Raw genomic sequence first — 22,937 nt, 5'->3', positions numbered from 1 at the left:
CGATCAGGCCGGCGGGGGAGCGGTGCTGGCCCGGACGACCAGCTCGGTGGGGAGCCGGACGTGACGCTCGACCTCCTGCTGGCCGGACAGCAGGGCTAGGAGCACGCGTAGGGCGGTCGTCCCCATCTCCTGGAGCGGCTGCGCGACGGTGGAGAGCGGGGGAGTGCTGCTCATCGCGTCCGGGACGTTGTCGTAGCCGATGACGGACAGGTCCTCGGGCACCCGCAGGCCCATCTGCTCCGCGACCCGGAGCACCCGGATGGCGGAGATGTCGTTGGCCGCGAAGATGGCGGTCGGCCGCCGGTCGGCCGGCAGGCTGAGGAGCTCGCGGGCGGGCGCCTCGGCGAGCTCCGGGTCGTAGCCCGCGACCTTCATGAACTCGGCTTCCGGGGTGAGCCCCCGGGCGGCGAACGCGGCGCGGAAGCCCTCCTCGCGCAGCTGGGCGGACCGCAGGTCCGGGCGGCCGCCGAGGAACGCGATCCGCTGGTGGCCGAGGGAGAACAGGTGCTCCGCGGCCACCCGGGCGCCGTGGATGTTGTCCGAGTCGACCGTCGCCGGCCCCTCCGGGCCGGTGTGCGGGTCGACGGCGACGACGGGGATGCCGGCCTGGTCGTTGATCACCATCGTGGGCGTCACGACGATCGCACCGTCGATGAGCGTCCGGCCCAGTCGCGACAGCGAGCGCCGCTCCCAGCCCGAGCGCAGGTGCGTGTCGGTGCTGCCGGCGTGCGCGAGCAGCTCGTAGCCGGTGCCGGCCAGCCCGTAGGAGATGCCCTTGAGCAGTTCGGCCGAGTAGGGCTCGAACTCGGCGACGAGGACGCCGATCACGCCTGTGCGCTTGCGTCGCAGGCTGCTGGCGATCAGCGACGACTCGTAGCCGAGGTCGTCGATCACGGCCAGCACCCGTTCGCTGGTGGCCTCCGCGACGCCGTAGCGTCCGTTGATCACCTTGGAGACCGTCGCGACGGAGACGCCGGCCTCGCGGGCCACGTCGACGATGGTCGCTCGGCCCTCGCGGGCCGGCTGGTCGGGTGCGGTCACGGCGCTGACGTTAGCCCATCGGCGGCGCTGTGACCGAAGCCACGAAAACGTTATCGATAACGATTGACATCGGTCCGGCGCTCTGGGAGTCTCGGGCCTCGACGTGCTGTGCGTCACAACCTGTTCCGAGACGAATAAAGGGGTCGACATGGCGAGGAAGACACGAGGCGCAGCGGCGCTGGCCGCACTGTGCGCCGGCGTGCTGCTCACCACCGCCGCATGTGGCGGAAGCGACTCGAGCAACGACGGGGGCTCGAGCGGCGGCAAGACCACGGTCACGTGGTGGCACAACTCCAACGAGACCGACAAGGTCACCGGCGGTGGCAAGGCTTACTACGAGCAGGTCGCCGCGGACTACGAGAAGGCCCACCCGGACGTTGACATCAAGATCAGCGCCATGGCCCACGAGGACATGCTCACCAAGCTCGACGCTGCGATGCAGAGCGGTGACATGCCGGACATCTACATGGAGCGTGGCGGCGGCGAGCTGGTCTCCCACGTCGAGGCCGGCATCACGAAGGACATCTCCGACGACGCTGCCGACGTGATCTCCAATCTCGGCGCCTCGGTCGCCGGCTGGCAGGTCGACGGCAAGACCTACGGTCTGCCGTTCTCCATGGGCGTCGTCGGCTTCTGGTACAACAAGGACCTCTTCGCCCAGGCCGGCATCACCGCCGCGCCGACCACCCTCGACGAGTGGCTGACCGACGTCGACAAGCTCAAAGCCGCCGACATCGTCCCGGTCTCGGTCGGCGTCAAGGACAAGTGGCCAGCCGGTCACTGGTGGTACTACACGGTGCTGCGCTCCTGCTCCCAGGACACGCTCCAGTCCGCCGTGAAGTCGCTCGACTTCTCGGACCCGTGCTTCGTCAAGGGCGGCGAGGTCCTCAAGCAGATCGTCGACGCCAAGCCGTTCAACCAGGGCTTCCTGTCCACCCCCGGCCAGACGGGCACCAACGGCGCCTCGTCGCTGCTTGCCACCGGCAAGGCAGCCATGGAGCTGGCCGGTCACTGGGAGCCCGGTGTGATGGCCGGTCTCGTCAAGGACGGCACCGGCCTCAGCGGCGACAAGCTCGGCTGGTTCCCGTTCCCGGCGGTCGACGGTGGTGCGGGTGACCCCGGCGCCCAGCTCGGCGGCGGCGACGCCTGGGCCGTCTCCAAGGACGCGCCCGAGGCGGCGGTCGACTTCGTGAAGTACCTCCTCTCCGACGAGGTCCAGACCGGATTCGCAGCGAAGAACATGGGTCTGCCGACCAACCCGGCCGCCGGCAGTGCCGTCAAGGACCCGGCCATGGCCCAGCTCCTCCAGGTGCGCGACTCCGCGCCGTTCATCCAGCTCTACTTCGACACCGCCTTCGGCACGAACGTCGGCAACGCGATGAACGACGCGATCGTCAACCTCTTCGCCGGCCAGGCCACCCCGCAGCAGGTGGTCGACGCCACGCAGAAGGCCGCTGACCAGGAGTAGTGACGGAAGAAGTGACGGAAACCGCTACCGCGGTGTCCGGACACGACGCCCCGGTCGCCCGGCGTGCGCAGGCACGCCGGGCGCCCGGTCGTCCGGAGCGGCCGGCCGGCCGCTCGGACGCGTGGCGGAAGCGTCTGGAGATCGCGCTGTTCATCACGCCCGCGCTGGTCCTGATCGCGCTGTTCATCGCGTGGCCGGTCTTCTACGCGGTGCGATTCTCGGTCTACAAGTGGAAGGGCTTCGGGCCGCTGGCCGACTTCGTCGGCCTCGACAACTACAGACTCGTCCTGCAGGACCCCGACTTCCTCCACGCGGTCGGCCACAACTTCACGATCGTCGCCGGCTCGATCATCGTGCAGCTGCCGCTGGGCCTCGGCATCGCGCTGCTGCTCAACCGCAAGATGTGGGGCCAGGGCATCCTGCGCACGATCATCTTCGTGCCCTACGTCCTCGCCGAGGTCGTCGCCGGCGTGGTCTGGTACCAGCTGCTCCAGCCGCAATACGGCATGGTCGACGCCATCCTCGGCAAGGTCGGCCTGACGCCGCCCGAGCAGGGCTGGCTGGGCACCCCCGAGTACGCGCTGTGGACCGTCCTGGCGGTGCTGACCTGGAAGTACCTCGGCCTCGCCGTGATCCTCTTCCTCGCCGGCCTGCAGAGCGTCCCGGAGGAGCTCTACGAGTCCGCCCAGCTCGACGGCGCCAGCTGGTGGCAGGTGCAGCGCAAGATCACGATCCCGCTGCTCGGCCCCACGATCCGCACCTGGTGCTTCCTGTCGATGATCGGCTCGCTGCAGCTCTTCGACATGGTCTGGATCCTCACCGGCGGCGGCCCCGCCGGAGCCACGACCACCATGGCGACGTACCTCATCAACCAGGGCACCAAGAGCCACAACTACGGCATCGCCGGAGCCGCCTCGGTGATCCTCTTCGTGATCGCCTTCGTGATGGCGATCCTCTACCAGATCTTCATCCTGCGCCGTGACACGCAGGACGAGTCGCGCAAGGCCAGGAAGAAGGTCAAGGCATGAGCGACGCCTCTCTCGGTGCGCCCAAGCGGCGCGGACGCGGAAGCACGTTCGGCGGGGGAAGCCCGCTGGTCTACCTGATCGCGCTGATCGTCGTCGCGATCACCGTCGGCCCGGTCATCTACGGCGCCATGGGCGGCTTCCGGACCAACGCCCAGCTGGCCGACAAGCCCGCCGGGCTGCCCGACCCGTGGGTGTTCGGCAACTACAAGCACGTGCTGACCACGTCGTCGTTCTGGCGCTACGCCCTGAACTCGACGGTCATCGCGGCGATCACCACCGCCGTCACCGTGCTCTTCGGGGTGATGGCGGCCTACCCGCTGGCGCGCTACGAGTTCAAGGGCCGCGAGCCGCTGTTCCTGGTGTTCGTGCTGGGGCTGCTGTTCCCGGCCGCCGTCGCCATCATCCCGCTGTTCATCATCGTCACCCGCGACCTGAGCCTGGGGAACTCGTGGTGGGGCGTCGCCCTGCCCCAGGCGGCCTTCGCGCTGCCGATGACGGTGGTCATCCTGCGGCCGTTCCTCATGGCGCTGCCCAAGGAGCTGGAGGAGGCCGCGATGATCGACGGCTCCTCGCGCGTCGGCCTGTTCTGGCGGATCATCCTGCCGCTCACGACGCCGGGCCTGATCACCGTCGGCGTGCTCGCCTTCGTCGGCTCGTGGAACGCCTACCTGCTGCCGCTGCTGCTGCTGCAGGACGACATGCGGACCCTGCCGCTCGGCGTCGCGGACTTCTCCACCGAGCACTCCTCCGACACCGCCGGCGTGCTCGCGTTCACCACCATCGCGATGATCCCCGCTCTGATCCTCTTCCTCGCGCTGCAGCGCCGCATCGTCAGCGGTCTGCAGGGTGCGGTCAAGGGCTGAGCCCCAGTATTTCGAGAAGAGAGTCGCACACGTGACCGGATCCCTGCCTGCCCCTCCTCGCGTCTCGGAGAGGGTGCGCGACCTCCACGCGCGCATGTCGCTCGAGGAGAAGCTGGCGCAGATCGTCGGCTACTGGCTCGACCACGGCGGTGAGGTCGTGGCGCCCATGGCCGGCGAGATGAACAACTCGCGCGAGGGCACCCAGCTCTCCGAGATCACCGAGCACGGCATCGGGCACTATGCCCGCGTCTACGGCACCCGACCGGTCGACCCGGCCGAGCGCGCGGCGTGGCTGTGGGCCGAGCAGCGTCGACTCGTGACCGAGACGCGGCTGGGCATCCCGGCCCTCGTGCACGAGGAGTGCCTCACCGGCCTCGCGGCCTGGCAGGCCGCGACCTTCCCGACGCCGTTGGCCTGGGGCGCGACGTTCGACCCCACCCTCGTCGAGGAGATGGCCGAGCTGATCGGCTCGGACATGCACGCCCTCGGCATCCACCAGGGCCTGGCGCCCGTGCTCGACGTCATCCGCGACGCGCGCTGGGGACGCACCGAGGAGGCGATCGGCGAGGACCCCTACCTGGTCGGCACCATCGGGACGTCGTACGTCAAGGGCCTGCAGGCCGCCGGCGTCCACGCGACGCTCAAGCACTTCGTCGCCTACTCGGGCTCGCGAGCGGGCCGCAACCACGCCCCCGTGTCGGCGGGGCCGCGCGAGGTCGCCGACGTCTTCCTGCCGCCGTTCGAGATGGCCATCCTCGACGGCGGCGCGCGCTCGGTGATGGCGGCCTACAACGACGTCGACGGCGTCCCCCAGCACGCCTCCGACGAGCACCTCACCGGGCTGCTCCGGGAGAAGTGGGGCTTCGACGGCGTCGTGGTCGCCGACTACTTCGGCGTCGCCTTCCTCGCGGTCATGCAGGCCGTCGCGGCCGACCGCGGCCACGCCGCGGCGCTCGCCCTCCGGGCCGGCGTCGACGTCGAGCTGCCGAGCGGCGACGCCTACCTCGAGCCGCTCGCCGAGCTGATCCGCTCCGGTGAGGTCGAGGAGGCGCTCGTCGACCGGGCCGTGCTGCGCGCGCTGTCGCAGAAGGAGGAGCTCGGCCTGCTCGACCCCGACTTCGCGGAGCGGCTCGGCGAGCCGCCGGCGGTGATCGACCTCGACTCGCCGCGGCATCGCGAGATCGCTCGCCGGCTCGCGACCGAGTCGGTCGTGCTCCTCGCCAACGACGGCGTGCTGCCGCTGCGCACCGGTGGCGGTGTGCCGGCGCGGGTCGCGGTGATCGGTCCCAACGCCGACCGTTCCGAGGCGCTGATGGGCTGCTACTCCTTCGCCAACCACGTCCTCGCCCACCAGCCGGACGTCCCGCTCGGCTTCGAGGTGCCGACCGTCGCGGAGGCGCTGCGCAGTCGGCTGCCGGAGACCGAGCTCACGGTCGTCGAGGGCTGCGCCGTCGAGGGCGACGACCGCAGCGGCTTCCCGGCCGCCGTCTCCGCCGCCGAGGGCACCGACGTGGCGATCCTCGTGATGGGCGACCAGGCCGGCCTCTTCGGCCGGGGCACCGTGGGCGAGGGCAACGACGCGGACTCGCTCGAGCTGCCCGGCGTGCAGCGCGAGCTCGTGGAGGCGGTCGTCGCCACGGGTACGCCGGTCGTGCTGTTGCTCGTCACCGGCCGGCCGTACGCCGCCGGCTGGGCCCTGGACGGGTCCGGCTCCAACGCGGGGCTGCCCGCCGCCGTACTGCAGGCGTTCTTCCCGGGCGAGGAGGGTGGCGCGGCGCTGGCCGACGTCCTGACCGGGGCGGTCAACCCGTCCGGCCGCCTGCCGGTGAGCCTGCCCCGCGGTGCCGGCGCCCAGCCGTACACCTACCTGCAGCCGCTGCTCGGCGGTCCCTCCGAGGTGACCTCGACCGACCCGACGCCGGTGCGGCCGTTCGGCTTCGGCCTGTCCTACACCTCCTTCGCCTACAGCCAGCTGACGGCGGATGCGGAGGCGCCGACCGACGGCTCGTTCGACGTCAGTGTCCGGGTGAGCAACGTCGGCCCCGTGGCGGGCACCGACGTGGTCCAGCTCTACGCCCGCGACCTGGTCGCCTCGGTCGTGCGCCCGGTGTCGCAGCTGCTGGCCTACCAGCGGGTGACGCTCGGCCCGGGGGAGTCGGCGGTGGTGTGCTTCAGCGTCCCCACCACGCGGCTCGCCTTCGCCGACCGTGCCCTCGACCGCGTGGTGGAGCCGGGCGACGTCGAGGTCTGGGTCGCCGCGTCCGCCGGCGAGAAGGTCGCCACGGCCGTCGCCGAGGGCATCGCCGACAGCGCCGCGGCAGCCGACGCGGCGGCGGCGCCGGTCACCGGCTCGCGGGTCGACCGCGCGGTGGTCCGGCTGACCGGCGAGGTGCACCGGGTGACCGCGGCCGACCGCCGCCAGGCAAGTGCCGAGGTCGTGCCCGGCTGAGACCTGTCCCAGGGTGTCGGCCACAAGGTCGCGATGACCTTCTGGCAGCAGCGGGGCGGGGTCGATCGGGCGGTGTCGGCCCCGTCTGGGATGCTGTCTCCTCGCACCGGTGGGGGACGAGCGAGCGGGGAGACGATGAGCGAGATCGCCGGCGAGCTGGCGCGCGTCAAGGGCGCCTTCGCCCAGCCGACGCTGACGCTGCTGCACCAGCGCCAGGCGCCCGTCGTCATCAGCGTCTTCCGGGCGGCGTTCGGCCGCAACAACCGGCCGATCCCGACCGCGCGCCTGCACACGCAGGTGGAGGAGCACCTCGCCGAGATCCGGCTGGCCGGGGAGTCGGAGGTGCCCCACGGCACCGGCAAGGAGCTGTGCCAGCGCTGGATGCGCGGTCAGTGGCTGGTCCGCTCGCTCGATGAGCGCGACCAGGAGGTCTACTCGCTCACCTCCCACGCCCAGCAGGCGCTCGAGCTGGTCAAGAACCTCTCCCGCGACCGGGCGACCCTCAGCGAGCACCGGATCGCCACGATCCTCGGCACCGTCCGCCGCTTCAACTCCGAGGCGAACCCCGACCGCGGTGCCCGGGTGACGATCCTCAACGCCGAGATCGCGCGGCTGCAGGCCGAGCGCGACCGCCTGGTCGACGGGGCCGAGATGGTGAGCGCCACCGACGACTACATGGCCGAGGGCTTCACCGAGCTCCTCTCCCTGATCTCGGCGCTGCCGGCCGACTTCGCCCGCGTCGAGGAGCGGTTCGCGCAGATCCGCGGCGAGATCCTCGGGGCGTTCCGCGCCGAGGACCGCCCGGCCGGACAGGTCATCGACGAATACCTCGCCCGGGCCGACGCGCTGATGACCTCCACCCAGGAGGGGCGCGCCTTCGAGGGCGCCTTCGCGCTGCTGCGGGACGACGCGCTCGTCACCCGGCTGCGCGAGGACCTGACCGCGCTCCTCGAGCACCCGGTCTCCGACCGGATCCTCGGCGAGGCCGACCGCGCCGAGCTCCGCGGGACGGTCAAGCTGGTCCGTGACGGGCTCGACCGGGTGCTCGCGCAGCGCTCGAAGGTGACCGCGACGCTGAAGGACTACATCGTCTCCCACGACGCCGCCCGCGACCGCGAGCTGGCGCAGACCCTGCGCGAGGTCGAGTCGGAGCTGATGTCGTGGGTGGCGCGGACCGGCCCTCGCGCCAGCCACGACGTGCCGCTCCTCCCGCCCCGCGCGTCGGTCGAGCACCTGCGGGAGCGGTTCTACGACCCCGCCGACGACGTCCTCCCCGAGCGGATCGCCGTGGCCGACGGCTCGGAGTCGCCCGGGCTCGCGCTCGCTGACCTCATCGCGCAGGGCGGCCCGCAGCTGCCCTCGTTGCGCCAGCGGTTGGAGGCGGCGCTGGCCAGCACCGACCCGGCCTCGTCGCTCGGCGAGCTCTTCGAGACCCTCGAGCCGTCGCTGCGCCGCCCCGTGGAGATCTTCGGGCTGCTGCACCTCGCGGCCGACCGCGGCTGGGACGTCGAGGACGACGTCGAGGCCTACGCCGCGCTGAGACCCGACGGCAGTCGTCGTACTTTCGACGTCCCGCGACTGCCGCTGCCCGACCACGACCCTGCCCCTGCCCGCGACACCGACCTGGAGAAGAGCCGATGACCCTCGACGACGACAGCGCGGTCGACTGGGCGCAGGAGTCGGTGTCCGTGGAGGCGATGGGTGACTTCGAGGCCGACCTGGCCGACGGCTCGTCGGTCTCGCTGTGGGAGGGCGACGAGGGCGGGCTCGACTTCGCTCAGCGCCGTTGCCTCGTGATGCTGCTCAAGCAGCGCTTCATCAGCGCGCGCACGCACCCGCGCGACTGGCAGGTCCTGGTCGAGCACACGCGCGTCATCGAGTCACGGCTCAACGACCTCTTCCTCGAGCTCGCCGTCGACCACGGCCGCGAGGTCGCCTGGAAGCGGCAGGCGAAGGGGGAGGCCGGCGACCGGTTCCCGACGCTGCTCTACGACGCCGCGTGGAGCCGCGAGGAGACCATCCTGCTCGTCCACCTGCGCGACCGCCTGCGCGCGGGCGCGGCGGCCGGCGACGGCCGGGTCCTGGTCGACCGCGACGACCTGGTCGACCACGTCGCGACCTTCCGCCCGCCCCACGCCACCGACGAAGCCGGTGACGAGAAGCGCGCGCGCAACGCCATCACCTCCCTGGCCAAGGCGGGCCTGCTCATCCCCGGCTCGCACGAGGACCGCTTCGAGGTCAGCGAGGCGGTCGAGCCGCTGCTGCCGCTCGAGCTGCTCACCGAGCTGCTCGAGGCGCTGCGCCGGGCCAACGGGAGCGAGGCCGAGGACCGGGCCGACGAGGTCGACGCCGAGCTCTTCGACGAGCAGGAGACCGAGCAGTGACGACCGACGCCCTCGACGCCACGGCCGGACTCGGCGGACTCGGCGGACTCGGTGGCGTCAACGTCGACCCCGACTTCGACGAGGGCACCGCCAACGAGGGCCTCTTCGACCGGGCGAGCGTCGCCACGCCGGCCGACGACACCGTGCAGTGGCGGGCCGAGCTCCTCCAGCTCGTCAACTGGGGTGGCTTCGTCGGGCTCACCCGGGTGCCGCTGCACGGCGACTCCACGATGATCTCGGGCGCCTCGGGGGTCGGGAAGTCGACGATCCTCGACGCCTACACCGCACTGATGATGCCGTCGGACACCAAGTTCAACGGCGCCTCCAACGACGCCGTGGCCGGTCGCGCGCGCAGCGCCGGCCAGCGCAACCTGCTCTCCTACCTGCGCGGCGCCGTCGACGTCATCGACGACCCACGCACCGGCCGCCCGGTCGAGAAGCTCCTGCGCGGCAGGGGCGCCGACACCTGGGGCGCCGTGGCGATGACCTTCGTCAACGACCAGGGCCGCCGCTTCACCGCCCTGCGGACCTACTACGTCCCGCGCCGCGCCACCCGCTCCGGCGAGGTGCAGATGCAGCTCGCCTCGCTCGAGGGCGCCCTGTCGCTGGAGTCGCTCGAGGTCGCCGTCGCCGAGCGCTTCCACGCCAACACCCTCAAGAAGCTCTTCCCCGGCATCCGCGTGCACAAGACGTACGCCGAGTTCGCCGCCGTCCTTCACGCGCGGCTCGGCATCGGCGCCAACGGCGACGGGTCCAAGGCGCTGCGGCTGCTCGCCCGCATCCAGGCCGGCAACCAGGTGCGCAGCGTCGACGAGCTCTACAAGGAGATGGTGCTCGAGCGGCCCTCGACCTACGCCGCCGCCGACCGCGCCATCGAGCACTTCGACGACCTCGACTCGGCCTACTCGGCCATGCGGACCGAGGAGCAGAAGCTGCAGCTCCTCGAGCCGATCACCGGGCTGCACGAGCGGAGGGTGGCCGCGGAGGCGCGCTCGGCCGAGCTCGACGCCTACGGCGTGACCCTCGCCGGTGACACCCCGCTGCGGCTGTGGCTGCTCAAGACCCACCAGCGCCTGCTCGAGGCGGCCGGCGCGCGCAACCGGACGGGCCGGGCCGCCACCGCCGAGGCGCTGACCGCCGCGACGGCCGCAGAGGCAGCGCTCCAGCGTGATCTCGAGGTGGCGAAGGCGGCCCACCGCGACGCCGGTGGTTCCACGCTGCAGTCGCTCGCGGCGACGCTCGAGCAGGAGCAGATCGCCCGCGCGGCCCGGGTCGCGCGGCGCGCCGAGCTGCAGGAGCGGCTGCTGCCGATCCTCGACGTGACCGACCCCGAGGGCGGTTGGGACGCGTCGGGCCTGGAGTCGGCGGACGAGTTCGCGCTCCTCCAGGCGTCGGCGCGCGAATGGCTGGCCGGCCACGAGGCCCGGCAGCGCGAGCTGACGTCGGCGCGTGACGTGACCGTCGGCCGGCGCTACCCGCTGCAGGAGCGCCGCAGCGAGCTCACCCGGGAGCGCGCGTCGCTGGAGAGCCGGGCCGGCCGGGTGCCGGTCGCGCTCCACGAGCTGCGCGCGGAGCTCGCGCGGGCCAGCGGCCTCGACGCCGAGGAGCTGCCGTTCGTGGCCGAGCTCGTCGACGTCAAGCCCGAGGAGTCGCGCTGGCGGACGGCCGTCGAGACGGTCCTCGGCGGCTCCGCCCGGGTCATGCTGGTCCCGCTGGACCGGCTCGAGGAGTTCTCCCGACGCATCGACGGGGTCCGCCTGCGCGGCCGGATCACCTTCGAGGGTGTCGAGCTCGACCTGCCCGCCCCCGGCCCCGCCGATCCGGACCGCGTCGCCGGCAAGCTGCTCTTCAAGGAGTCGCGCTTCTCCGGCTGGGTGCAGACCCACGTCGCCGAGCCGGCCCGCAACGCCCTCTGCGTGTCCACGCCCGACGAGCTCGTCGGGCCGGGGCTGCGGGTGACCGAGGCGGGCCAGACCCGCAACGGGCGGCGCGGCTCGCACGGGCGCAACGACCAGCGCAGCATCATCGGCTTCTCCAACGAGGAGGCCATCGGCGAGATCGACACCGAGCTGGCCGGCCTCGAGCAGAAGCTGACCACGCTCGATGCCGACATCGCTGATCTCGACGCCGAGCTCTCCGTCCTGGGCCGGCGCCGGGCGTCGTACGACGCCGTCGCGGTCGCCCGCTTCGACGACCTCGACGTCGCCGGCAGCGACCGGCGGATCGCCGAGATCGAGGCACGGCGGACCGAGCTCCTCTCCGCCGACGACCAGCTGGCCGTGCTCGAGCGCCAGATCGTCGAGCTGGAGACCCGGCTGGAGGACGCCCGCAAGCTGCGCTTCGGCCTGGAGCAGGAGCAGAAGCGGCTCGCGGACGAGCATGCCGAGCTGGTCGACTCCGAGGACATCGTCAACGACCGGGTCGAGGAGATGGAGGGCAGCGGACGCGTCGTCCTCACGGCCGAGCACGAGGCGAGCCTCGCGGCCGAGCTCGCGGCCGCGACGGCGCCGGACGACCCGGACGACCTCGACCGGTTCCACGCCAACTCGCAGCGGCTGGACGAACGCCTGCGGCAGGCGGTCACCGACGCGCAGGCCGAGCTGCGGCGCGTCGACGACGATCTCACGACGATCTTCCGGGCCTACAAGCTCCGGTGGGACTCGCCGAACCTGGGCGCCACGGTCGAGAGCTACCCCGACTTCGCCCGCATCCTCGGCGAGATCCGCGCGACCGGTCTGGCCGAGCGGCGCAGCGAGTGGCGCCGCCGCCTCACCGAGTGGAGCGGCCAGGACCTCGTCCCGTTGCTCGGGGCGATGGCGGCGAGCATCGAGGAGATCGAGGACCGGCTCGAGCCGATCAACGCGATCCTGCGCCGGCTCGAGTTCGGCGCCGCGGGCGACCGGCTGCGCATCCGGCTGCGGCGGCTCGCCCCGGCCCATGTCCAGGTCTTCATGAAGGATCTGCGCACGCTGTCCGCGGGCACCACGCAAGAGCTCGACGAGGCGGGCATGGAGGCACGCTTCACGCAGCTGAGCCGCTTCATGCAGCAGCTGCGCCGGCCGGAGCACGCGCTCGACGGGCTCAGCGACCGCGACCGGCTGCTCGACGTACGCCGCCACGTGGAGATCAGCGCCGAGCGCTACGACCACCTCTCCGGCGAGCTGCGCGCGACCTACCGGACCCTCGGCGAGAAGTCGGGCGGCGAGTCGCAGGAGCTGGTCGCCTTCATCGTCGGCTCGGCGCTGCGGTTCCGGCTCGGCGACGAGATGCGGTCGCGCCCGCGGTTCGCCCCGGTCTTCCTCGACGAGGGCTTCGTCAAGGCCGACTCGGAGTTCGCCGGGCGGGCGGTGCGGGCGTGGAGGGGCCTCGGCTTCCAGCTCATCATCGGCGTCCCGCTCGACAAGGTGACCGGCCTGGAGCCGCACATGGACGAGCTCCTCGCGATCACCAAGAACCCGACGACGCACCAGTCCTGGATCACGCCGATCAGCGACGCCGTCTCCTAGCCCCGAGATGCGGAAGGCCGGCGAGGATCGCGTGTGCGATCCTCGCCGGCCTGTCCGACCGAGCGACTTGTCAGTAGTCGCTGGTGCGGCGCTCCTCCGAGGTCTGCGTCCCGTCGGCGTGCGTGCGTGTCGCGACGGTCCGCATGTTGCGCGAACGGTTCCACGTGATCGCGGTCAGCACGATCACGACCGCCCCGACGGCGGCGAGGATCCAGCCGACCATCTGCAGGTCGACGCCCTGCACGTCAGCGTTGACCGCCAACGCGAGGATGAGCCCCACGGCGAGCAGGAACGCACCAAGTCCGTAACCCATCAGATGACTCCTTCGTGTCCAGGTCGCTGGTGGGCGACGGCTACCGGTGCCCGAGCGAGGGAGGAGTCAAACGATCGGGGCGTCAGCCCGCGACCCGGCGGGTGTCATCGGGGAGTCGCACCGTGCGGCCGGCAGCGTCCAGGTGTGCCAGCAGCGGCAGCGCCACGCGGCGACTGGTCCCGAGCGCCTGGCGGCCGGCGCTGGTCGTGAACGGCTGGGGGAGCCGGGCCAGCAGCTCGAGGGCGCGGGTCGGCGCGTCGGGGAGCAGCACCACGCCGGGGGCGAGGCGGAGCAGGTGCCCGTCCCGGTGGAGGACGCCCACCGCGCCGGCGTCGAGCCCGAGCGACTGGAGCTCGTCGGCCGTCGGAGCGTCGAAGGGCCGGTCCGACAGCCGAACGCGCAGGGCGTCCAGCGCAGCTGCCAGCGCGGGCGGCAGGTCGGCGTCGCACGAGCGGATCCGGCCGCCGTCGGAGGAGAGGGGTGCCTCGACGAGGGCGTCGACGATGGCGGGGTCGGGCAGCCCGAGCTCGTGCGCGACGGCGGCCGGCGTCACGCCGACGACCCCTGCGCTCTCGACGAGCGTGGTCAGCGCCGACCGCAGCTCGCCTGCCCGCGCCGGCCCGACGAGCCAGTCGCCGACGGCGACGGTGCCGTCCGGCACGGGGAGGAGCGGCGCGCCGATCCGGCGCAGCACGCTGCGTCGCACCACGCCGCGCAGGGCGAGCTCGCCGGCCGGTGTACCGTCCCTGGCCGCGAGCGCCTCCGCGCGGGCGGTGGCGGCGCCGCGCCGACCCAGCGCAGGCGGCTGCGGGTCGAGGACGATCACACCCCACAGGGTGCGGCTGCCCGGGTCGCGCAGGATCGCGCGGTCCCCGACGCGCAGCGCGAGGGCCGAGTCGAGGACCAGCCGGTGGAAGTCCTTGCCGAGCGGGCGCGTGTGCACGGCCACCTGGGCCGATCCGAGGTGCAGCAGCGGTCGCTCGGGGACCCGCCCCTCGCCGGAGACGGTCACGTCGACCGTCCTCGTGGGCAGGAAGGCGCCGGGGGTGAGCAGCGCCTCGCCGCGCTGGATGCCCTCGGGCGCGTGCCCGCCGAGGTCCAGCGCGACCCGCGCGACCCCGGTCATCCGGACGCGGGTCCGGCCGAGTGCCTCGAGCCCGCGCACCCGCGCGAGCGACCCGTCGAGCAGCGCGAGGCTGTCGCCGACCGCGACGGTCCCGGCGGGAAGCGTGCCGGTGACGACGGTGCCCGAGCCGCGGATGTGGAAGCGGCGGTCCACCCAGAGCCGCACGTCCGCCGCCGGGTCGGGCGTCGGCAGCCCGGCCAGCACGTCGGCGAGCGTGGTGCGCAGCTCGTCGAGCCCGGCACCGGTCCGGCCGCTGACGGCGACGGCGGGGGCGCCGGCCAGGCCGGTCCGGTCGACCTCGGCGCGGGCCCGGGCCAGCGCGGGAGCAGGGTCGGCGAGGTCGGACCGGGTCACGACCACGACGCCGTGTCGCACGCCGAGGGCGTCCAGCGCGGCCAGGTGCTCCGCGGCCTGCGGCATCCACGGGTCGTCGGCGGCGACCACGAGCATCGCGACGGGCACCGGCCCGACGCCGGCGAGCGTGGTGGCGAGGAACCGCTGATGCCCGGGCACGTCGACGAAGGCCACCTCGCCGACGCCGTCGAGCTCGGTCCAGGCATAGCCCAGCTCGATCGACAGGCCGCGGCGACGCTCCTCATCGAGCCGGTCCGGGTCGGCGCCGGTGAGGGCGCGGACCAGCGTCGACTTGCCGTGGTCGACGTGCCCGGCGGTGGCGACGACGTGCATCAGCCGCCGGTCCGCTCGGCGGCGACGGACCCGGCCACCCGGCGTACGACGTCGGCGAGCTCGTCGTCACCGTCGGCCGGGACGGCGAGCAGGTCGAGGAGCAGCCGCCCGTCGGCGACGCGGCCGACGACCGGCGGCTCGGCGTGACGCAGCGGCTCGGCCAGGTCGGTGGGCAGCGCCACCGCGGCGCTCGGCAGCGTGACGCCCGGCGCCCCGCCGCCACCGACGCGGCCGTCGGAGTGGACGGCAGCGGCGAGGTCGGGGCCGATCGCGAGGGCGAGCCGGCGCGCCCGCGCCAGCAGCTCCTCGGGCGGGGTGTCCAACGCGACCGCCACGGGAGCGGGTGGTCCCGACAAGGTGGCCTCGAGAGCCGCCAGGGTGAGCTTGTCGACGCGCAGTGCGCGGGCGAGCGGGTGCCGACGGAGCCGTTCGACCAGCTCGACGTCGCCCAGCAGGAGGCCGGCCTGCGGCCCCCCGAGCAGCTTGTCGCCCGAGGCGGTCACCAGCGTCGCGCCGTCGCGCAGCACGGTCGTGGCGTCCGGCTCGTCCGGCAACCGGGGGTGCGGCGCCAGCAGCCCTGAGCCGATGTCGACGACGAGCGGGACACCGCGAGCACGGCACAGGTCGGCGACCGCGTCGACCGGGACGGACGACGTGAAGCCTTCGACACGGAAGTTCGACGGGTGGACCTTCAGCACGAAGGCGGTGTCGTCGTCGACGGCTGCCTCGTAGTCGGCGAGGTGCACCCGGTTGGTCGCGCCCACCTCGTGCAGCGTCGCGCCGACCGACTCGAGCAGCTCGGGGATGCGGAAGCCGTCGCCGATCTCGACCAGCTCGCCGCGGGCGACGACGATGCGGCGACCGGCCGCGAGCGCGCAGGCGACGAGCGCGAGAGCGGCGGCGCCGTTGTTGACCACGTGCACGCCGCCCGCGTCGGGGACCCGCGCGGCGAGCGCGGCCAGTGCGACCGTCCCGCGCCGGCCCCGCCGTCCGGTGGCCAGGTCGAGCTCCACGTCGGTCGCCCCGGCCGCGACGGTCACCGCGTCGACCGCGGCCGAGGAGAGTGGAGCGCGGCCGAGGTTGGTGTGCACGACGACCCCCGTCGCGTTGATCACGCGACGCATCGACGTCGCGATGGTGGGGAGCGTCTCGACGACGTACGCCGCCACGTGCTCGGGCGCGAGCCGCCCGGCGCGGCACTCCTGGAGCGCCTCGGCCACCGCGGCCTTCACGCGCTCGCGGCCCAGCCGCTCGGCGGCGACCGCGACGGCGGGGTCGGCCAGCACGGCGTCGGTGCGCGGCGTACGACGGCGGGGGTCGTCCTCCACGCTGCCTCCTGCGACTCGGTGTCAAGACGGAACCTACGACAGAACGTAGGGCCCGGGTGGAGGGGGATCGACCCTGGCTCGCTTGTACGGTTCGACGGTGGCCTCCGAGGAACTGCTGACCTGCGTCCGTGCCGCCGCGAGAGGATGTACCGCCGCCGTCACCGGCCAGCCCGCCGGCTCGCCCGCGGCGGCCTTCGCCGATCTGTCCCGCGCGTGCGAGGAGCTCGGGATCGACGAGTGGGACATCTACGGCGGCGGTGGAGCGGTCGCCCGACTCGAGAGCGAGCTGGCCGAGCGCTTCGGCGTCGAGGCGGCGGCCTTCTTCCCGAGCGGGGTGATGGCGCAGCAGGCCGCGCTGAGGGTGCACTGCGACGGCGCGGGGAGCCGCCGGGTCGCACTGCCCGACCTGAGCCACGTCCTCGTGCACGAGGAGGACGGCCCGCGCATCCTGCACGACCTGGAGGTCTCGTTCCTGACGCGTGGCTTCGAGGTCGCGACGGCCGCACACCTCGAGAGGGTGCCCGGCCGGCTGGGAGCCGTCCTGGTGGAGCTGCCGCTGCGGGAGGCGGGCTGCCTGCTGCCGACGTGGGACCAGCTGGCCGAGCTGTCCGCCGCCTGTCGTGCCCGCGGCGTGGCTCTGCACGTCGACGGCGCCCGGATCTGGGAGGCGCAGCCCTGGCTCGAGCACTCCTTCGCCGACATCGCGGGCCTGACCGACTCCGTCTACGTCTCGTTCTACAAAGGGCTCGCCGGGCTCGCGGGCGCGGCGCTGCTGGGCTCGGCGGACGTCGTCGCGGAGGCCCGGCTGTGGCGACGCCGGCTGGGCGGGACCGTGTACCGGTCCACAGCTGAGGCCGTCTCCGCGCTCGTCGGGCTGCGCGAGCGGCTGCCGCTCGTCCCGGAGACCGTCACCTGGGCGCGCGCCTTCGCCGCCGCGCTGCCGGCCGGGCTCGCCGTGCAGCCCGCGGTCCCGCAGACAAACCAGTTCCTGCTCTTCGCCGCCGGCGACGCGGACGCCGTCAACGAGCGCACCGCGGCGGTGGTCGACGAACGGCGGATCGGGCTGCCGGCCTGGCTCCCGGCGCAGGAGCCCGGCCGCATCCGCACCGAGATCGTGGTCACGCCCGCAGCGCTCACGCTCGACCCGGTTGCCATGGCCGCGCTGGTCGGCGGAGTCGTGGGGGTCTCTTCGTCAGCGCCGTGAAGGAGATCCGCGCCGAGAACGGGAACAGCGTGCCAGCCACGCAGACAGGGAGCCGCTCCGCGGATGATCAGACGTCGTTCGCCCGCTGCGTCCCGACAGTGGGCCGGCCCGCCCTGGTCCGACCCGGCGAGCTAGCGTGGCGAGATGACGTCGGTCGTACGGACCCTGTACTGGGGAGCTCTCGCCGGTGCCGTCGGCACGACCGCACTGAACGCGGCGACCTACCTCGACATGGCGGTCCGCCGACGGCCGGCCAGCAGCACACCGCAACAGACGGTGGAACGGGCCGCAAAGCTCATCGGCGCCCGGCTTCCCCGCGAGGAGCAGCGGAGGGAGGCGGTGGAGTCCGGTCTCGGATCGCTGCTCGGTGCCACTGCCGGGGTCGGCACCGGCCTCGCGCTCGGCGCCGTCCGCGGCTTGACCGGGCACCCGCGGAGCGGCCTCGGCACGGCCGGCCTCGCGTGGCTGCTGGCCATGGTGGCGGGCAATGGCCCGATGACCGTCCTCGGGGTCACCGACCCGCGCACGTGGAGGTCGGTCGACTGGGCGGCCGACGTCGTCCCGCACCTCGCGTACGCCGGCGCGGCGGCCGCGACCATGGCCGCGCTGGAACGCCCCTGACGGGCGCGCTACCTGTCGATCACGCGCAGGTACCGGGCGGTCATCAGGTCCTGGAACAGCCGGGTGAGCACACCGCCGGCCCGGGCGAGCAGGGTCGCGGGGCGGGAGAAGACCTCGACGGTGAAGTGGACCCGGCCGCCGCCGTCCTGGTGCACCAGGAACAGCTCCTCGCCGCTCTCCGGGTGCCCCGGCAGGGACCCGTAGGCGAACCCCTGCCTGTCCGGCTCGTCGATGACGTAGACCACGCGGCACGGGATGCGGACGGCCAGCGGCCCGAGCCCCAGGCGCATCACTACGACGGCTCCTGGCTCGGCCCGAAGCGAGGACGCGGCGACTCGGAGCCCCGCGCGCTCGTGCACCTGCCAGGTCATCAATCGGTCCGCGGCGGTCGTCAGGTCCGCGGCGTCGAGGATCCGGGTCCGGGTGAGGTGCCGGTAGCCCGGCGGTAGCGCACCCGTCGTCGCACCGACCTCCGGGTAGGTGAGGTCGGCGGCGCGGAGGGCCGCTGCGGTGGCGGCCGGCAACGAAGTGCCCACGGAGCCATTCTGCAGGCAGCCGCCGCGGAAGACCCATGGCGGAGGCGGACAGGAATCGAACCTGCCTGACCCGGATGCCGGGCCACAACGGTTTTGAGGACCGCGCCCGTCACCAGACGAGGTACGCCTCCGCGACACACCTTAGGCGGTTGATCGGCTCCCTCTGTTTCCGGCGTCCCTGCCGTGGTTACATAGCCGAGGTGAACGCGTTCCTGGGCTGGCCGGCCATACGCCAGGCGACCGGACGCGACCGTCTCGGACGGGGCGCGGCGGCGATGTCGAAGCGCAGCGAGACGCTGGAGCCGCGCACCGTGAAGGCCGACAAGGTCGTCGACTCGGTCTGCCCCTACTGCGCCGTCGGCTGCGCCCAGAAGGTCTTCGTCAAGGACGGCAAGGTCGCCCAGATCGAGGGCAATCCGGCCAGCCCGATCTCACGCGGCCGGCTCTGCCCGAAGGGCAGCGCCAGCAAGCAGCTGGTGACGAGCCCCAGCCGGGTGACGAAGGTCCGCTACCGCCGGCCCTACGCGACCGAGTGGGAGGACCTCGACCTCGACACGGCGGTCGACATGATCGCCGACCGCGTCATCAAGACCCGCAAGCAGTTCTGGGAGTGGGAGGCGGACGGCAACCGCACCCGGCGCACGATGGGCATCGCCAGCCTCGGAGGAGCGACCCTCGACAACGAGGAGAACTACCTCATGAAGAAGCTCTACACGGCGATGGGCGCGATCCAGATCGAGAACCAGGCCCGCATTTGACACTCCTCCACGGTTCCCGGTCTGGGGACCTCGTTCGGCCGTGGTGGGGCCACCACCTTCCTGCAGGACCTCGCGAACGCTGACTGCATCCTCATCGAGGGATCGAACATGGCCGAGGCCCACCCGGTGGGCTTCCAGTGGGTCATGGAGGCGAAGCGGCGCGGCGCGACGATCATCCACGTCGACCCGCGCTTCACGCGGACCTCGGCGGTCTCGGACGTCCACGTGCCGATCCGGGCGGGCTCCGACATCGCCTGGCTGGGTGCGCTGGTCAACTACGTGCTGAGCAACGACCTCGACTTCCGCGAGTACGTCGTGGCCTACACCAACGCGGCGAACATCATCGAGGGGCGCTTCCAGGACACCGAGGACCTGGACGGCCTGTTCTCCGGCTTCGACCCCGAGACCGGCCACTACGACCCGACGTCCTGGGCCTACCAACCCGACTCGGCCCAGCAGGTCGAGGACGACGCCGAGCGCGACCGCGCCTATGGCGACACGCCGGGCAGCCAGGAGTCCCACCAGTCCGCGCGCTCGGAGAGCCACGGCTCCGGCGGCGCGCCGGTGCGCTGGAAGGGCCGGCGCGACGAGACCCTGCAGGACCCGAGCTGCGTCTTCCAGATCCTCAAGCGCCACTTCGCCCGCTACACCCCGGAGATGGTGCAGGAGGTCTGCGGAATCGGGCCCGAGCAGTTCCAGCGGGTCGCCGAGGCGCTGACCCGCAACAGCGGTCGCGATCGCACGACGGCCTTCTGCTACGCGGTGGGCTGGACCCATCACAGCACGGGTGCGCAGATGATCCGGACCGCCTCGATCCTCCAGCTCCTGCTCGGCAACATCGGCCGTCCCGGCGGCGGCATCATGGCCCTGCGCGGTCACGCGAGCATCCAGGGCTCCACCGACATCCCCACGCTGTTCAACATCCTGCCCGGCTACCTGCCCATGCCGACCGCCAGCCAGCACCAGTCGCTCGACGAGTGGGTGCGCGACGACGAGGGCAAGGCCGGCTTCTGGGGCAACGTGCGGTCGTACGCCGTCAGCCTGCTCAAGTCCTACTGGGGCGACGCTGCCACGCCGGAGAACGACTTCTGCTTCGACTACCTGCCCCGGATCACCGGCGACCACTCGACGTACACGACGGTCAAGTCGATGATCGAGGGCAGCTGCAAGGGCTACTTCGTGGTGGGGGAGAACCCGACCGTGGGGTCCAGCAACGGCAAGATGCAGCGGCTCGGCCTGGCCAACCTGGACTGGCTGGTCGTGCGCGACCTGCAGATGATCGAGACCGCGACCTTCTGGAAGGACAGTCCGGAGATCGAGACCGGTGAGCTCGTCACCGAGGAGATCGGCACCGAGGTGTTCTTCCTGCCGGCCGCGACCCATGTGGAGAAGTCGGGCTCGTTCACCCAGACCCAGCGCATGCTGCAGTGGCGGGACAAGGCCGTCGACCCGCCGGGTGACGCGCGCAGCGAGCTGCAGTTCTACTACGACCTCGGCCAGCGGATCCGCCGCAAGCTGGCCGGCTCGACCGACGAGATGGACCGGCCGCTGCTCGACCTGGCCTGGGACTACCCGACCGACGACGAGGGCGACCCCGAGGGCGAGGCCGTGCTCAAGGAGATCAACGGCACCGGACCGGACGGCGCGGCGCTGGCGTCGTACACCGAGCTGAAGGACGACGGCTCGACCGCCTGCGGCTGCTGGATCTACTGCGGCGTCTATGCGGACGAGGTCAACCTGGCCCGCCGGCGCAAGCCGCACTGGGACCAGGACTGGGTGGCCTCCGAGTGGGGCTGGGTGTGGCCGGCCAACAGGCGCCAGCTCTACAACCGCGCCTCGGCGGCCCCCGACGGCTCGCCGTGGAGCGAGCGCAAGGCCTACATCCAGTGGGACGCGGACGCCGACGACGGCAAGGGGAAGTGGGTCGGCCCCGACGTGCCCGACTTCATCGCGGACCGCGCCCCGGACTACGTGCCGCCCGAGGGGGCCAAGGGGCCGGACGCGATCGGCGGGCAGGACCCGTTCATCATGCAGACCGACGGGAAGGGGTGGCTGTTCGCGCCGCTGGGAGTGGCCGACGGCCCGATGCCGGCGCACTACGAGCCGCCCGAGTCCCCCGTGCGCAACCCGCTCTACGGGCAGCAGAACAACCCCTCGCGCCGCAAGGTCGACCACCCGGCCAACCCGATCAACCCGAGCTTCAGCGAGATCTTCCCCTACGTGTTCACGACCTATCGGCTGACCGAGCACCACACGGCCGGGGGCATGAGCCGGACGCTTCCCTACCTCACCGAGCTGCAGCCCGAGCCGTTCTGCGAGGTCTCGCCGCGGCTGGCCGCCGAGCGTGGCCTGACCCACGGCGACTGGGTCACGATCGTCACCGCCCGCGCCGCGATCGAGGCGAAGGTGCTCGTCACCGATCGGATGCGCTCGCTGCGGCTCGGCGACCGGTTCGTCGAGCAGGTGGGGCTGCCCTACCACTGGGGCGGCAACGGCCTCACCACCGGCGACTCGCCCAACGACCTGGTCAACCTGACGCTGGATCCCAACGTCTACATCCAGGACAAGGTGGGCACCTGTGACATCCGACCGGGTCGGCGACCGCGCGGTCCGGAGCTGACGGCCTACGTCGAGGCGTACCGGCGCCGGGCCGGGGTCGACATGGCGCATCCCGAGGACGGAGGAGCGGACGGATGAGCATCTTCTCCGAGCGGTCGCTGTGGGGTCGGCTCGACGATGTCCAGCACGACGCCGGCTACGACGAGGACCACCCGCCGCGGATGGGCTTCTTCACCGACACCTCGGTCTGCATCGGCTGCAAGGCATGCGAGGTCGCCTGCAAGGAGTGGAACGACGTCCCCGACGACGGCTACCTGCTGACGGGCATGTCCTACGACAACACCCAGGCGCTCGGCGCGAGCACCTGGCGGCACGTCGCCTTCGTCGAGAAGTCCGGCGCGGGCGCGGCGCCGGCGGTCGACCTCGGCATGCCGTCCTTCGACCTGCCGGGCGCCCACCCGCACGGGGAGGACCAGGCCACCGAGTCCGGTGACGGTGCGCTGCGCTGGCTGATGTCGTCGGACGTGTGCAAGCACTGCACCCATGCCGGCTGCCTCGACGTCTGCCCGACCGGCGCCCTGTTCCGCACCGAGTTCGGAACGGTCGTCGTGCAGCCGGACGTCTGCAACGGCTGCGGCTACTGCGTCAGCGCGTGCCCGTACGGCGTCATCGACCTGCGCAAGGACGACGGCCGCGCGTTCAAGTGCACGCTCTGCTACGACCGGCTCAAGGAGGGCCAGACGCCGGCCTGTGCCCAGGCCTGCCCCACGGAGTCGATCCAGTTCGGCGAGCTCTCGGAGCTGCGCGAGCGGGCCGATCGCCGCCTGGAGGAGCTGCACGAGAAGGGCGTGGACGTCGCCCGGCTCTACGGCCGTGACCCGGAGGACGGCGTCGGCGGCGACGGCGCGTTCTTCCTGCTCCTCGACGAGCCGGAGGTCTACGGCCTGCCGCCGGACCCGGTCGTGCCGACCCGCGACATCGGCTCGGTGTGGAAGCACGTCGGCATCGCCGCCGCGACGCTGTTCGGCGTCGGCGTGGCCTCCTTCGTCGGACGGAGGAAGTAGCC

Annotated in this window: 16 protein-coding genes, 1 tRNA gene and 1 pseudogene; 12 read left to right on the top strand and 6 right to left on the bottom strand. The window is 72.5% G+C overall.

Features of this window, described 5'->3' with window-relative positions; translation table 11 throughout:
* Window positions 1–3 precede the first annotated feature (3 nt).
* Window positions 4–1,041: a LacI family DNA-binding transcriptional regulator gene (locus tag BM236_RS13075; protein ID WP_245750318.1), complete on the bottom strand. Its 1,038-nt coding sequence runs from the start codon at window positions 1,039–1,041 to the stop codon at window positions 4–6.
* Between the two features lie 148 nt (window positions 1,042–1,189).
* On the opposite strand from BM236_RS13075, the gene BM236_RS13070 reads away from it, so the two are divergent.
* The 7 genes from BM236_RS13070 to BM236_RS13040 all read left to right on the top strand — a co-directional run bounded on the left by BM236_RS13070 (window position 1,190) and on the right by BM236_RS13040 (window position 12,739).
* The gene (locus BM236_RS13070) at window positions 1,190–2,509 is read left to right on the top strand and encodes an extracellular solute-binding protein (protein ID WP_091124505.1); all 1,320 of its coding nucleotides are present in this window, start codon (window positions 1,190–1,192) and stop codon (window positions 2,507–2,509) included.
* A gap of 11 nt (window positions 2,510–2,520) precedes the next feature.
* On the top strand, window positions 2,521–3,537 hold the full coding sequence (locus BM236_RS13065; RefSeq protein ID WP_245750317.1) for a carbohydrate ABC transporter permease: 1,017 nt from the start codon (window positions 2,521–2,523) through the stop codon (window positions 3,535–3,537).
* Window positions 3,534–4,400, top strand: coding sequence for a carbohydrate ABC transporter permease (locus tag BM236_RS13060; RefSeq protein WP_091124500.1), 867 nt, complete (start codon window positions 3,534–3,536; stop codon window positions 4,398–4,400). Before BM236_RS13065 ends, BM236_RS13060 begins: the two co-directional genes overlap by 4 nt.
* 31 nt (window positions 4,401–4,431) lie before the next feature.
* A complete protein-coding gene (locus BM236_RS13055) occupies window positions 4,432–6,849 on the top strand; it encodes a beta-xylosidase/alpha-l-arabinosidase (protein ID WP_245750316.1) in 2,418 nt (805 codons plus the stop codon).
* A gap of 135 nt (window positions 6,850–6,984) precedes the next feature.
* Window positions 6,985–8,490, top strand: coding sequence for a DUF3375 domain-containing protein (locus BM236_RS13050; protein ID WP_091124498.1), 1,506 nt, complete (start codon window positions 6,985–6,987; stop codon window positions 8,488–8,490).
* Window positions 8,487–9,233, top strand: a complete 747-nt coding sequence (locus BM236_RS13045) for a DUF4194 domain-containing protein (RefSeq protein ID WP_245750315.1) — start codon at window positions 8,487–8,489, stop codon at window positions 9,231–9,233. Before BM236_RS13050 ends, BM236_RS13045 begins: the two co-directional genes overlap by 4 nt.
* Window positions 9,230–12,739 carry an ATP-binding protein gene (locus BM236_RS13040; protein ID WP_091124496.1) on the top strand — a complete coding sequence of 1,170 codons (3,510 nt, stop codon included), beginning with the start codon at window positions 9,230–9,232 and terminating at the stop codon, window positions 12,737–12,739. Before BM236_RS13045 ends, BM236_RS13040 begins: the two co-directional genes overlap by 4 nt.
* 70 nt (window positions 12,740–12,809) lie before the next feature.
* Here BM236_RS13040 and BM236_RS13035 read toward each other — a convergent pair whose 3' ends face one another.
* From BM236_RS13035 to selA, 3 genes are all read right to left on the bottom strand, one after another.
* Window positions 12,810–13,052: a DUF6458 family protein gene (locus tag BM236_RS13035; RefSeq protein WP_091124493.1), complete on the bottom strand. Its 243-nt coding sequence runs from the start codon at window positions 13,050–13,052 to the stop codon at window positions 12,810–12,812.
* Window positions 13,053–13,134: 82 nt separating this feature from the next.
* Entirely contained in the window at window positions 13,135–14,865 is a 1,731-nt protein-coding gene (locus tag BM236_RS13030; protein ID WP_091124490.1) for a selenocysteine-specific translation elongation factor, read from the bottom strand.
* A complete protein-coding gene (selA, locus tag BM236_RS13025; protein ID WP_091124487.1) occupies window positions 14,865–16,193 on the bottom strand; it encodes an L-seryl-tRNA(Sec) selenium transferase in 1,329 nt (442 codons plus the stop codon). The genes BM236_RS13030 and selA overlap by 1 nt, the downstream gene beginning before the upstream one ends.
* A 97-nt stretch (window positions 16,194–16,290) precedes the next feature.
* Between selA and BM236_RS13020 the strand changes: the two genes are divergently transcribed.
* On the top strand, window positions 16,291–17,397 hold the full coding sequence (locus BM236_RS13020) for a threonine aldolase family protein (protein WP_175507679.1): 1,107 nt from the start codon (window positions 16,291–16,293) through the stop codon (window positions 17,395–17,397).
* A gap of 144 nt (window positions 17,398–17,541) precedes the next feature.
* Complete coding sequence (locus BM236_RS13015) at window positions 17,542–18,018, top strand: hypothetical protein (protein WP_091124482.1); 477 nt, start codon at window positions 17,542–17,544, stop codon at window positions 18,016–18,018.
* Window positions 18,019–18,026: 8 nt separating this feature from the next.
* On the opposite strand, the gene BM236_RS13010 is transcribed toward BM236_RS13015, so the two are convergent.
* Window positions 18,027–18,554 (bottom strand): DUF1990 domain-containing protein, encoded by a 528-nt coding sequence (locus BM236_RS13010; RefSeq protein ID WP_091124480.1) that lies wholly within the window; start codon window positions 18,552–18,554, stop codon window positions 18,027–18,029.
* A 36-nt stretch (window positions 18,555–18,590) separates the two neighbouring features.
* A tRNA-Sec gene (locus BM236_RS13005) sits at window positions 18,591–18,685 on the bottom strand.
* Between the two features lie 69 nt (window positions 18,686–18,754).
* Here BM236_RS13005 and BM236_RS19650 point away from each other — a divergent pair.
* The 3 genes and pseudogenes from BM236_RS19650 to BM236_RS12990 all read left to right on the top strand — a co-directional run bounded on the left by BM236_RS19650 (window position 18,755) and on the right by BM236_RS12990 (window position 22,935).
* Entirely contained in the window at window positions 18,755–19,312 is a 558-nt protein-coding gene (locus BM236_RS19650) for a dehydrogenase (protein WP_217645331.1), read from the top strand.
* A gap of 12 nt (window positions 19,313–19,324) precedes the next feature.
* A pseudogene (gene fdh / locus BM236_RS12995) lies at window positions 19,325–22,009 on the top strand (formate dehydrogenase); the annotation flags it as partial.
* Window positions 22,006–22,935, top strand: a complete 930-nt coding sequence (locus BM236_RS12990; RefSeq protein ID WP_091124474.1) for a 4Fe-4S dicluster domain-containing protein — start codon at window positions 22,006–22,008, stop codon at window positions 22,933–22,935. The pseudogene fdh and the gene BM236_RS12990, both read left to right, overlap by 4 nt.
* Window positions 22,936–22,937: the final 2 nt, after the last annotated feature.

It is taken from the genome of Nocardioides terrae (assembly GCF_900112345.1).
Lineage (GTDB): Bacteria > Actinomycetota > Actinomycetes > Propionibacteriales > Nocardioidaceae > Nocardioides > Nocardioides terrae.
This window is presented reverse-complemented; position numbering and strand designations above follow the sequence as displayed.